Source organism: Cyanobacterium sp. Dongsha4, assembly GCF_036345015.1.
Classification (GTDB): domain Bacteria; phylum Cyanobacteriota; class Cyanobacteriia; order Cyanobacteriales; family Cyanobacteriaceae; genus PCC-10605.
In genome coordinates, this window is the sequence record NZ_CP084098.1 from 1599348 (window position 1) to 1613597 (window position 14250).

At 35.2% G+C, this 14250-nt stretch carries 5 protein-coding genes; 3 read left to right on the forward strand and 2 right to left on the reverse strand.

Annotation, left to right across the window (positions count from 1 at the left end):
- The first annotated feature begins 208 nt into the window (after window positions 1-208).
- Window positions 209-4552, forward strand: coding sequence for a putative Ig domain-containing protein (locus tag Dongsha4_RS06785; RefSeq protein ID WP_330204938.1), 4344 nt, complete (start codon window positions 209-211; stop codon window positions 4550-4552).
- 285 nt (window positions 4553-4837) lie between these two features.
- Entirely contained in the window at window positions 4838-5569 is a 732-nt protein-coding gene (sfsA, locus tag Dongsha4_RS06790) for a DNA/RNA nuclease SfsA (RefSeq protein WP_330204939.1), read from the forward strand.
- Window positions 5570-5692: 123 nt separating this feature from the next.
- Here sfsA and Dongsha4_RS06795 read toward each other — a convergent pair whose 3' ends face one another.
- On the reverse strand, window positions 5693-7474 hold the full coding sequence (locus tag Dongsha4_RS06795) for an iron uptake porin (RefSeq protein WP_330204940.1): 1782 nt from the start codon (window positions 7472-7474) through the stop codon (window positions 5693-5695).
- A 964-nt stretch (window positions 7475-8438) separates the two neighbouring features.
- Window positions 8439-10073 (reverse strand): AarF/ABC1/UbiB kinase family protein, encoded by a 1635-nt coding sequence (locus tag Dongsha4_RS06800; RefSeq protein WP_330204941.1) that lies wholly within the window; start codon window positions 10071-10073, stop codon window positions 8439-8441.
- A gap of 166 nt (window positions 10074-10239) precedes the next feature.
- Between Dongsha4_RS06800 and Dongsha4_RS06805 the strand changes: the two genes are divergently transcribed.
- Window positions 10240-14217, forward strand: a complete 3978-nt coding sequence (locus Dongsha4_RS06805) for a hypothetical protein (RefSeq protein WP_330204942.1) — start codon at window positions 10240-10242, stop codon at window positions 14215-14217.
- Window positions 14218-14250: the final 33 nt, after the last annotated feature.

Consider the following 14250-nt stretch of genomic DNA (forward strand, 5'->3'; position numbering starts at 1 on the left):
AAAAAAGTTTTGAGAAATAAGAAGTTGAGAGTTATCGCAGAGAAAATTTTGCGAGAAAAAATAACTAAATAAATTCTTATGAAATTAATTTATTCAGCTTTTTTGTCAATAACTATAACTTTTAACTCCGAACCCCGAACTCCGAACTCCGAACTCAGGTATAACCCCTTTTTTTGATGATTGTGAAGTTTAGTAACTATGTAGAAAAATGACTGAATCAAATATTTCCAACTCGGGACTTCCTCAAAAGTTGATCGCCTCAGTTTATCCTTGGAGTGAAGATGCAGTTTACCCTGAATTTATTGATTTTGACAATTTTCAAAAATATCATCCTGATAATTCTCCCATTGGTGTTGCTATTTCTGGAGGGGGTTCTCGTTCCTTTAGTGCTGCGATCGGACAAATTCGAGGACTTTTGGGGATAGATGACTTTTTCTCGGAAGTAGGGGCAATTTCTAGCGTTTCTGGTGGTACTTGGTTCAGTTCTATTTTTAACTATGCTTCCGAATCTATTAGTGATGAAACTCTTTTAGGTGCAAGTATTAATCCCTCTGATTTAACTGTAGCTAATGTTTCTTCCTTCGATCGCACTTTTATCGGTCAAGCAATTAACGGAGAAGGCTTTTTAGCGTTAGGTACAATTTCTTTACTCTTAAACCTCATTAATAATTATTATGATGGAGTTCCTGTCGATTATTTGTGGTCAAGGGCAATCAATGACTTTATGCTCGAACCCTTTGGCTTAGGAGATCCTGAAAAGTTTTTCACCCTTGATGAAGATTCCCTCAATGAGATCCTAGACAATAATCCGCAATTGTCAACAGATAATTTCTATTTGATGAGGCGCGATCGCCCCTATTTTATCGCCAATGGTATCCAAGAATATCCTACCGATACATCAGATCCCACCAGAAGAATTCGTCGCTGGTTTGAATATAGTCCACTATATACTGGTACACCCCAACAATTTAACAATGTCGGACCCGATGGACAAACCTTTGGAGGGGGATTTGTTGACAGTTTTGCCTTTAATAGTTTACAACCTACCGATTATTTTATTGATCCCGAAACCAACTTAATTACTCAGGTTGAAGTTAGAACCCCCGATCAACTATTTAACCTTTCCGATGTCATGGGTAGTAGTAGTGCCGCACCGGGAGATGCGGTACTTGAACTTAATGCTATTATCAAAAATATCGGCAACTATGCCCAAGTAGCCGAATTTGTCGCTAATTTTATACTTAGTTACTTCGGCACTGAAGTTCCCCAATGGATTAAAGATTTTGTTGATTCAATCCGCACAGGAGAAATCAAACTTCCCGAAATATTTCCCCAGTTTAATTATTGGTCGCCCCAAGATATTACAGAAAACCTCAACTCTGTTAAATATAATTTTCCTGATGGTGGTTTATTAGATAATACGGGTATTGTTTCCCTTTTACAAAGAGGTTATCCCATCGTTGTCTCCTTTGTTAATGAAACGAAAGTTGGCACAAGTGAACTAAATAATCCTAGTACAGATGAGGATAATGTACTGGAAAATTATCAAGGAATTCCGGGCTCTATTTCTCGTCTATTTGGTTTTCCACCTCCTGATAATACTGGACTTTTATACATTCCAGACATTCAAATTTTCCCTGAATCAGAATTTGAGAAAGTCCGTGATGGTATCCTAGCAAATAAAGATCAAGGAGGATTCTTTATCAGTAGCCACTCCATTTTGCCTGATAATCCTTTTGGTATCGATGCCAGTGAACCCGTTACCATTGCTTGGTTTGCGAATGGTCAAACCAACACCGATTGGTTAAATCAGTTAACCCCAGAAGTTCAACAGTTATTAACGGACAATTTCCCCGGTTATGATACTTTTTATCAAAACACTATCCCTCTAGGTTTATTTGATCTTCCCGATGCAGTGTCTCTTACTCCTTCACAGATCAATCTTTTATCTCAAATGTGGAGTTATACTCTCACCAGTGATTCTATTAGTGATTTATTAAGTGGATTAGCTAATCAGATCGAAATTTTCCCAGAAATTCCTTTTGAGTATCAAATTAACGCCGATACCTTTGACAAATTAGACACCCTTCCTAATGATGTTGTTATCAATGTGGAACTAGCAGGGGGAAATAATTTACCCAACTGGTTAGCAGTCGAAAATTCTGGTATTTTAAGTAACCTTTCCTTCTCTCCCACCACTACAGATAAAGGATCTTACAGTTTGTATGTAACCGCCGAAGATTCTCAGGGCAATTTATTAGATGATGAAATCTTAACCTTTGAAGTGACGGATAATCCCAAAGAACCGCCTTTCAATACAAATTTATCTAACAGTTATGTCGAAAATGACATAGTTATCCAAGACCCTATTGATAGTAGCAAATTGTCTTGGTTTGTTAAAGTTTTAGGTCGTGACTTTGATATAGACATTAAAACTGAACAATATGAAAATGCTGTATATAAAGCCAAAGAACGTTTCGACGAGAGAGATATGGTTATTTCTCCCACAGGTGCTTTAACTGTCCCTCAAATTGTTTATGGCGAAGGTGGACGTAATCACATTTATGGTTCAGAAGTTAATGATATATTAGTTGCAACAAAATTCTATTATGCAGGTGGTTTTAACCTTGATACTAAATTTTCTGAAAATCGTCTTTTTGGAGAGGGTGGGAATGATATTCTGATTGGTTCTAATGATTATGATGATAGATTTACCCCCGTTTGGGGTACTGAACTTGCAGTTGACCTTTTAGATGGTGGTGAAGGAAACGATACTCTTTTCGGAAATAATGGTAATGATACGCTCTATGGTGGTAAGGGTGACGATAAACTTAATGGAAATGATTACGATGATGTTTTGTATGGCGGAGAGGGAAATGATTATTTAATAGGTGCTTCAGGTAAAGACAAACAATACGGTGACGAGGGTAATGATATGCTCGTGACTGCTGATAGAGGAGAAAATAACATCTTAAATGGTGGTTTAGGTAAAGATATTTTCATTATTTCTAAGCCGTTTAAATCCAATGGTGGTTTTTCCGCTAATGACTTTATTAAGTTAACAGAGGATTCTCTCAAAATTTATAAACTTATCAATACTTTTAAAACTATTACAGAATTAATTCCTGTCATTGGAGTTGTCACCGATTTAATCGGAAATTTAGCTAGTGTTGTCAAACTTTTTCTTGGTGCTGGGGCTACACCGTCATATTTTGATGTCACCACTATGATTGAGGATTTTTCTCAAGAGGATCTTTTGATCTTACCCAATAAAAGTTTTTTTTTAGGGGCTACAAATCGAGCTGATTTTGTTGAGCAATTTGACTACAATGGTCCTGGTGTACTTCTTTTTCAGGAAAATGGCGATCGCCTCAATGCTAGTTTGTTGATTAAGACTCCTGAAGATATTAGTCCTTTTTCAGTGGATTTACCTCCTCTAATTCCCGAAAACCCTGAAGATGTCGATCCCAATTCTAAAACAGTTTATATGGACTTTGTATCAATTCCTAGCAAGATTCAAAACTGGTATGAGGGTTTAGGAATCAATCATGTCAAAGATCCAGACTTTTTCGAGTACAAATTCTATGCAGGATTTGATGATCCTGAAATCATGGCAACGGACGAAAATGATGTGATTTATGCCAACACCAGTATAACGGGAACTCGTATCATAGCTTTAGATGGTAATGATCATGTTATCGGTTCTGATGCTGATGACATCATTGAAGGTGGATTTGGCAACGATTTTATCGAAAGTGGTAACGGTAATGATCAATTATTGGCAGGAGAAGGAGACGATTTTCTTGATGGTGGAGAAGGTATTGACTCGCTTATGGGGGGTGAAGGTTCAGACACTTTCATGTTAAGACTGGGAGATGGTAATGATGTAATCATGGATTTTGATCTCACTGCCAACACAGGAGATAAATTAGGTTTAGAAGAAGGGTTAATCTATGGCGAAAATGTAACTCTCGAAGGCAATCAAGTAGTTTATAATGGTCAAGAAATTTTAGCTACCATTCAATCAAACAGTAATATAGATTTATCTTCCTTATCTGATGAGCAAATTGGGGATTTATTTGTTACTATAGCATCTCCATCTTCTCTGGAAAATGATTTACTCGATACCAGTATTTATCGTTTTCGTACTGGTTTTGGTACTTATCTTTATGTGGGAGAGGAAGAAAAACAAGCCATCTTAGATGATGGTTATAGTTTTGTGGAAGAAGGGAAAGCATTTAAAGTGGCTTCTCAACAAGCTGACGGTTTAATTCCTATCTACCGTTTCCGCAATGAAGATGTTGCAGGTGCATATCTCTATGTGGGAGAAGAAGAAAGACAAAATATTCAAAACAATCATGATAATTTTGTGGAGGAGGGTTTAGCATTTTATGCTTATGGTGCGGATGCTCAAAAAGCAGATGACATTTATCGTTTACAAACTATCCCCGGTGCTTATATGCTAGTGGGAGAAACTGAATGGGAATCAATCTCTAACGAGGGTTTTGGTTTTGTGAATGAGGGAGTTGCTTTTGAGGCTTCTTTTGCTTAATTGTTTTGACTCATTAGCAAAAATGACTTATTAGTTTTTCCCTTTTTTAGCTAACCTGAGTTCAGGATAAATTTTTATCTATAAGTGATAACGAAAAGGGTCAAGGGCAAAGGTAATAAACAATTAGTAATTAGTAATTTCAGCACTTTAAGGATTAGTTTCCCCCTAAAACCCCAATACCCCAATCCTCCAACAACCTGACACCTACCCGATATTCTTAAACCGAACTGAGGTAGATTCTATATCTATGTTATTATTTTTCTGTAATATAGTTTTTCTTGATGTTTGAAATTGAGCTTTTTATATAAATATCCTCCTTTAATTTCAGGTACTCTAGTTCGTCGTTACAAACGTTTTTTATCGGATATAGAATTGGACAACGGGGAATTAATTACAGCCCATTGTGCTAACACAGGACCAATGTTAGGTTTATGTAAAGTGGGAAGTCGAGTTATGGTATCAAGAAGCAATAATCCCAAACGTAAACTTGCATACACTTGGGAAATGATAGATGTTGGAGAAGAAAATGATCCAACATGGGTGGGTATTAATACTGGTTTACCTAATCGCATCGTTAAACTTGCTTTAGAGAAACACATAATTAGCGAGTTAGCATACCAATATACTCAGATCAAAAGTGAGGTAAAATTCGGTCATGATGGCAAAAGTCGTATTGATTTTGTTTTGCAATCAGAAGAATCTCAACCACCGATATATCTCGAAGTCAAAAATACAACCCTGGCAGAAAATAATATTGCTATGTTTCCTGATACGGAGACGACAAGGGGACAAAAACATCTAAAAGAATTAATTAAATTATCTGAAGATGCCAAACCTGTAATGCTTTATTTTATTAATAGAAGTGATTGTCAGCATTTTGCCGTTGGTAGAGAATTTGATTCTGTTTATGGGAAATTATTTGATGAAGCCTTAGATAAAGGAGTGAAAATATTACCTTGTCGTTTTGATATTTCTCCTCAAGGAATAAATTACTTAGGTTTAGCCCAAATTCTTTGAGACTGTCTTTAATTATATATTTTTATAAACATTCAAATTGACCATAAAAAAACCCACTCGGTTAAACGAGCGGGGATAGAATTTAAAACTTTCTGTATATATTTATTATCTGTTCAGAAAATATTAGAAAGTGAAAGTAGTTCTTAATGTACCGATGATTTGATCATCATTTTGTCCTTGGTTAGTGGAGTTAACCCAAATTACACCAGGAGTTAATGAAATATTATCGGTTAACTGATATTTGTAGAAAGCCTCTACATGAACGGGAAGGGTTGTACTGGAAACACGAACACGACGAGAGTTACCAGCCGCATCAGTGATAAAGTAAGTAGGAGAGGCATTATAGGGCTGAACACCAGCAAAGATACCTAAAACACTGCCTTCTTTACCTAAATCAGGGAATGCAAAACCGCCACCATAAGTCCAGATGTCATCATTTCCACGACCAATTCTGGTTACGTTGGAATAGTTGAAGAAAGCACTGAAGCTAATGGAATCAGTAATGCGCCATGCAAATTGGCTTCCGTAAGAATTAACAATTTTGTCTTTCTGGTCAACGGTTGCTCCGGGGAAACGACTATCAAAACGTTCATTAAGAGCGGATGCACTTTGGTTAGCGAACGTTGTACCAACGATTCCAGAAGTGCCACCACCACCAAATAAAGCAGTATCAGCTTTTTGGAACGCATTAACGTAGGTAAAACCTAACGCAACGGTATCACTGAGATTAAAGTTTAATTGGCTCAATAAAGCATAGTCACCATTGAAAAGACCTTCACCGTCAGCAGGAGAAGCCGCACTACTTGCACCACCTGCAAGATAACCTACTGTTAAAGTACTAGGTCCGAGTAAGCCTTCTAAGAAACCTAATTGATAACTTAAACCAGCACCAGAACCACCACCAATACGATAGATGGGGTTTTCAGAAGCAAAGGTACTTAATGCACCATTACCACCGTCATAGTCTTCAAAGAAAGGATTGAGAGTAGGAGTGTAGTCGCTGTGAATACCACCAAAAGCGGCTAAGTAGGCTTGAAGTTGTGTGTCCTTACCTAATTTAATGGGGGCATAATACGCTAACCAGTCAACGGAAACATCATTTCCAGAACCGGGATAGAGGTTAAAGGTTTGATTTGTAGTTCCGCTAGTACCAGAGGTAGATGCGTTAGTGATAGGTAAGCCACCTGTTCTGTAACGGTTAGTACCTGTGGTATTGAATGCTCCAAAGTTTCCAGCAGATAAACGGGTAACAAGGTTATCTTCCCCAGTGAAACTGGTATTTAAAGCTAAACGAACACGATTACCTAAAATTGCTTGGTTGCCGTCTTCAAATGCCTGAGTTAAAGCAATAATTACTTCCCCTTGTAACTTGGTAGTTGTAGAGAATTGGTGATCTTCTAAGAATGCAACTCTGCCTTCTAAGTTATCAACTCTTGCACCTAATGCCGCTAACTCAGCTTCAAATTCGGACATTAAGCGTTTTAGTTTTTCAATATCTTCTCTTAATACTGATTCACTAGAAGCAATTAAACGTTCCATTTGTTGCATACAAGCGTTTAAACCTGCGGCAAATTCGTAACGACTTAATGCTCTGTTTCCTCTATAAGTACGGTCAGGATAACCAACAATACAACCGTAACGCTCAACGAGGCTTCTTAATGCTTCAAATGCCCAATCGGTGGGAGATACGTCTCTTAATTGGGAAACGCTAGTTACTTGATCTTGGGAAGTAACTCCACCCTCTGCACCATAACTATCTAATTGGTTAATAATTTGAGTGTTAGCGTCATTATTAGCTTGGGCTAAGTTGATTTCTTCACCAGCTTTAGCGGGGGAATTTGCTAATAAACTTGCTCCTACTAGAATAGGAGTAACTGTAATAGATTGCCAAAAGTTTTTTTTCATTGTTGAGCTTCCTCACACCTTAATTCATTGGAAGTTAATAATCTGCTTTGAAAAAGCTAGATAGATTTTTGTTTATTTCTGATCATCATATTAGCATGAAAAGATTTATTGTTCACTGAAATTTTAATAGTTTTGTTAACGTATCTTAACTTTCCCTTAATATCCATTTATATTCAACCTTTTCAGAGACTAATCGAATAATTAATGTTTGGAAAATTAAGCCCTAGACTGATAAGTTGATACCCTATACCTATTCAAATATCCAATAAAATCGTAAATTCTTACGTCTAACTTAAGGGCAAAGATACGTAAAAATGACTCATTCCTATCTTTAAATTTCTTTAATTACTTTTTATACTCAGGAAGGGCATAACTTGATTTGGTGATGGTAGGCTACAGGAAACAAGCAAGAGTTTTTTTTGTTTTTTTGCAGTCTTAAAAGTCATAGTATTGAATAGTATTTTTCGATCCATGAAAATAGAAATATACAAGTAAGAAAGAGTCCCAAGCAGTTGAGCAGAATAGTTATCTACTGACTTGCTGGAACTCTCTCTCAATTATTTTCACAAGGAATTTAAAATCCTCAGACTTCTGACTGCTGGAAGGAATAGTTTAAATTTAAGATAGCTTTATCTGTTAGTTAAACAGAGCTTCAGGTATCTGCTAATAACTACACTGCCCCAGCACACAGCCGAATCTGAAAACCTAAAGACCCCACGAATTTACTACTACTATCTATCATGGGCATCACCTCCTGTTTCCCTTAACGGCTATAAAATTTTTATTTGACTCAATTGTAGATCATGATTCTATAAAATGGCAAGAGTATTTTTTTTATTTTACAGATTTTTAATTGAAATCCAATTCCTAACCCTTAATTCCTTAAATATCACTGAAGATTTTATGTTCAACCAAAGATTATATGAGTTTATTTTAATGGTTCTGAAATCAATAATCTTCAAAACTATTTTAATTTGCCTGATCGCAATATGCTAACGATAAGCCAAATACCGAGAAAAGTGGCGGCGGCGAAGAGAATATTACTAATAAAAATAAGTTGAGCAGTGGTTGCACCAGTGGAAATAATTGCGGCACCCATGGTCAGAGAACCGACTACTATACTGAAAGATAATCTATTGGCAGAATCGTCTAAACTACGCCTTAGGCCTTCTAATTCTCTAAGTTGAAGTTTCCATTGGAAGGTTTCTGAACTTAGTCTATCTAAGATTACATCTATTTGACGAGGCGATCGCAAACTAATTGCTTTCAAATCTAAGATTGTCCTAAACAAAGTTTGGAAGGGAGTATCACCAATTAACTGACGACGGAATAAGTCAGTTATTAAGGGCTTTATTTCTGCAAGAAGATTAATTTCGGGGTTAAACTTACGAGCAACACCTTCTAAATTAGCTAAACTCTTGGCATACAATCCCATATTGCCGGGGAGTTTGATTTTATTTCGACGAGAAATATCCAATACTTCGTAGAATACTTCACTGAAATTCAATTGAGATAAACTCAGATTATAGTATTTTCTCAACATACGACTATAATCATTTTCTAGTTGAGCTAAATTGGTTTTGTAACTATTGCTTTCCGATAACTCAAGGGTTAATTGGGCACATCTTTGAGCATCTATATCAACGATTGCTAAAAGCATTTCTGTCAAGAGTTGCTGAGTACGGGGGTCAAGTCTGCCAATCATCCCACAGTCAATTATTCCTAGTCTGCCATCACTCAAATAGAATATATTACCGGGATGAGGATCAGCATGGAAAAAACCATCTATAAAAATTTGCTGAAAAAATGCTCTAAATAATAAGGTACTGATTTCTTGTCTTTTTTTGCTGTCAGGTGCTATGTCAGCGTCTAAAATAGGTTTACCATCAAGCCATTCCATGAATAAAACTTTCTCGGTGGTAAACTCCCAATATATTTGCGGAATTTCTAACTGTTTACTATCAAACCAATTACTATTGCTAAGGTTTAATCTCAATTTATCTGTAAATTGTGCCTCTTGGCGAAAATCCAATTCTGCTTGTACTGCTTTAGTAAACTCATCAGCTAAAGTAATCACATCATAATCATTGCCAAAGTCAGTGAGTGCCACTATTTCAGCAATACCTTTAATCAAATTTATATCCTGATTGACAATTCTTTCTATGTCTGGGCGCTGAACCTTAATGGCAACTTCTTCACCAGTAGTAAGAGTCGCTTTATGTATCTGTGCGATCGAACCTGCGGCAATGGGATTACGATTTATATCAGCAAAAATTTTATCTAGGGGTTGATTTAATTGCTCCATCAAAGTTTTTTCAATTAATCCCCAAGGCACAGGAGGTACTTGAGCTTGAAGGGCGGTTAAAGCCTCTATATATTGAGGGGGTAATAAATCTGGACGAGTACTCAATAATTGTCCAAACTTGACATAAAAAGGACCTAACTCTACTAAAATTTTGCGCAGTACCTCTGGTGGTGGAAGTTGAGGGCGATCGGATTTTCCCCCAGTTAATATACTACGCATATAATCCCAACCATTACCTAAAACAATTTCTACAATTTCTCTTTGACGAGTACTGGTTTGAGTTAAGGAAAACATAATTGATGTATATTAGTCTTTAGATTTATAATTAATACTAATACTTTAAAGACAAACTTCTGAATTTTATTTTCGAGTTAACAGTAAATTAAATTAACTATTTAACTGTTTTTCTTAAACTAATTTATACTATTAAAAAACCCCCTATTGATTGATTCATAGCTCCATGATGACCTCTACAGAACTAATCGTTAAAATTTCTTCTCAACTTTGGTTAAAACTTTACTCTTTGTCAAGTTACGTCCCCATTGACTTTGTTAACAATTTCTTGGAGTTAATCAATCAAAAAGATTCTCAAGATAAAATAAAACTATTCTTCCCTAATAAATATCAAAAAATTGCCCTCTTTTTTTCTGATAGTAATATTTGTATATCTAGTTTTTTAGTAGAAAATAATGGGCAATATATTGTTAAAATAGTTGATATTATTTCTGTTAATAATCTAGCTAAAAAAATTGAAAACTTTATAGATAATAATTCTGAATTTTCTAAATATATAGAAATATTTTTCAATTCTAATCAATTTAGTTATTCAGAGCAAATAATTGGTGTAGTTGATCCTAAAGAACAAATAAAAAGAGAGTATTTTTCTTTTAGCAAAGATGATTTTTCCGCAGAATATATTTTTTCCTCAACTAAAGGAAGTAGTAATTTAGTTATTTTATCTCCTCAACAAGAAGAAATAATTGGCAAAAGTCCTAGATTTCCTTCTGTTATTACAGGTCATAAAGGCACAGGAAAAACCACTACAGCCATTTATTCAGCCCTCATAGAAGAGGGAAAGTTAGAAGAAGACTTACCAAAAAAAATACTATTTTTAACTAAGAGTAAATCAGATGCTCAAAAATATCAAAAGATTAGTCAAAAAATAGTTAGTGATAACGATATTAACTTCACTAATTATCTCAGCTTAGGAAAAAATATTATAGACAAATACCCTCTGATTTTTAACTATAAATTTTTATCCCAAAGGCAGGTTACTTTTTATAAATTTTATGAAGAATTTTTTAAGGGGCAACAAGTAATGTCTCTGAATCCAGAGTATTTATGGGAAGAAATCAGGATACTAATAAAAGGCTCATTCAAAAGTATTAGAGGAGAAAATAATTTACTAAGTCTTAAAGAATATTTAGCTTTAACAAATCAAAGTATTTTCCCGTCAAATTCAGATTTTACTTTCATTTATAATTTAGCAACCTATTATCAAGAATGGTTAGTTTCACAAAATTATTGGGATGAGTTAGATTTAACTCAATATTTACTGCGTCAATTGCCTAGTAATTATCAGGGAGATTTTGATGTTGTTTATATTGATGGAGTTGAAAATTTTTCAGAATTACAAACACAATTTGTATTAAAGTTACTAAAAATTAAATCTAGTGATGATTATTTTCCGCAAATATTTTTTGTGGGGGATAATGATAATTATTTAAAAGTTAATAACCAAAGCTGGAATAGATTAAAAAAGATTTTAATTAATTGTTTTCACAAATTACCCAATTGGGCGAAGATTAGAGAACTAATTGAAAATTTTGAGTTAAATGGTAGCTTTTTATATAATAAAAATATAGTTAATCTTCAATCCAAAATAGCCAGTATAGCGGGAATTTCTCTCAATCATAAATCATGGATTCAATCCACTAATAAACCCTTAGTTATTTCAGAAATAAACTCAGAATTTATCGTAAGTAAGTTATCTCTAAATATTGATAGTGCTATCATTGTATTTAGCGAAGCAGAAAAAGCAAGATTACAAAATATTTTCCCCCAAGATAGTGAAAGAATTATCAGCTTTAATGAGGTAGATAACTTGGATTTTGAAGAAGTTTTAATTTGGAAGCCTTTTGATAGCAATAATGACATTTTTAATTCTCAGATTGGTAGTTTATATGATTGTAATAATCCGACAGTGTATAAGCAAGACTTAATATATTTATGTTCTAATTTAGGGAGAAAGCAAATATATTTTTATGATGATACTTTTGATAACATCTGGAATGAGTCCGAGATTAATCAGATGTTGGAAATCGGGTATGAAACTGAATTAGAATCGATGTTTAATAGAAAATATAGTTCTGGTCAACAAATAGACATTACTGATAAATATTTAGAGGTAGGAAACAATAAAAGTTATCAAATAGCGGAGCAAATTTACAGTCTTTATCAAGACGAATTTGGATTAAATAAAGTTAATGCTCTTGGGGAGGAGAAAAAGGGAAATTATGGTAAAGCAGGAGATATTTGGAATAAAGTTGGTTTTTTTGATTATGCGATTAATTGCTGGAATGAAGTTGATCATAAATTATGGTTAGCTAAATGGTCTGTTTTGGATAATGAAGGATGGCAAAAAAGAGGATTATATTTTGAGAAAATTAATAATTATAAATTAGCAAAATTATGTTATGAAAAAGGGAATGATTTTGAAGGAAAATTAAGATGTTTAGCACGGGATAATCAATGGGAATTAGCAGGGGATGAATGTTTGGAAAGAAACCTATTAGAAAGAGCAAATGAATATTATGATTTAGCAGATAAATTTTATCGTCAATCAGAGCAAATGAAGTTGGCGGTAAAAATGTGGACAAAGTTAGGTCAATGGGAAAAAATTGCGTTAATTTGGGAAGAATTAAATCAATGGGAAAAAGCTGGTAATTGTTGGCAAAAGGATGGAGATATAGAAAGGGCGGCAAATTGTTGGCAAAAAGCACAAAAATGGACTGAAGCACAAAAATGCTGGGAAGAGTTAGGAAATTGGCGAGAGTTAGCGTTATCTTATGAGCATGAAGAAAAATGGATTTCTGCGGCTCAAACATGGCTAAAAATTACGGAAATGGAAAAAGCCGCTTTATGTTATCAAAAAGGAAATCAATGGGATTTAGCCCAGAGTATTTGGCAGGAATTAGGATATTGGGGTTTTGTTGCGATCGCACTTCAACAACAAAATAAATGGGAAGAAGCGGCACAGGCTTGGAGTAAAACGAACCCAAATGAATTACAGGGACTATGTTATGAGCAATCAGAAAAATGGGATCAAGCAGAAAAGGCATGGTTAGAAGCCAAAAATTGGTATAGAAGTATTCTAGCCGGTGAAAAACAAGGAAAATGGCAAGAAGCGGCTGAAAGTTGGGAAAATTTGGGGGAATGGCAAAAAGCAGGAGAAGCATGGGAAAACATCAATCAGTTAGAAAAGGCCGCCCTTTGTTTTGAAGAAGGAGAATTGTGGCATTTAGCTCAAAAACATTGGCAAACCTTGCAAAAAAGCGATCTCCTCGCTGAAAACCTAGAAAAACAAGAAAAATGGCAGGAATCGGCCCAAGAGTGGGAAAAATTGCAGGAATGGGAAAAAGCAGGAAGGGCATGGCAACAAATAGGAGAGAAGGAAAAAGCCGCCCTTTGTTTTGAAAATGGGGAATTGTGGCACTTAGCAGAGGATTGTTGGCAGGAATTGGAAAATTGGGAAAAACTAGAGTATGTCTGTAAAAAACAAGGCTCATGGCAAAAAGCCGCTCTGGATTGGTTAAAAGTTAATCAATTTGAAAAAGCCGCCCTTTGTTATGAACAATGCGATAATTGGCAAAAAGCCGCTCAATACTGGGCTCGTGCGGCACAGCAAAACCCTTCAGGAGTTCAAAATTGGGAAAAAAGTGCCAATGCTTATGAACAGTTACAAGAATGGGAAAAAGCGGCAGAAAATTACCTTAAAGCAGGAAATCATGAAAAAGCAGGTTTCTGTTATGAAAAATGCAAACATTGGGAAAAAGCTGAAGAATGTTGGCGTAAATCGTGGAAATGGGAAAAATTAGCCCTTGTTTGCGAACATCAACAAAAATGGGAAGAAGCAGGAAAAGCATGGTTTTCCATTAAAGAAATAGAAAAAGCAGGTTTCTGCTATGAAAAAGCCGAAAATTGGCAAAAAGCAGAGGATTGTTGGCGACAATTAAGTAATTGGCAAAGGTTGGCAATGGTTTGCGAAAATCAACAGCAATGGGAAGAAGCCGCACAACTGTGGCAATTTTTGAGTGAATGGCAAAAAGCCGCTTTAGCCTGTTTAAAAATGGATGATTTGGAAACTGCGATAAAATACTATGAGAAGGGAGGTTATACTCAGGAAGCAGAAATTTGCCGTCAAAAATTAAATAGTTAATAGTTATTAATTACTTCTTCCTACTTCCTACTT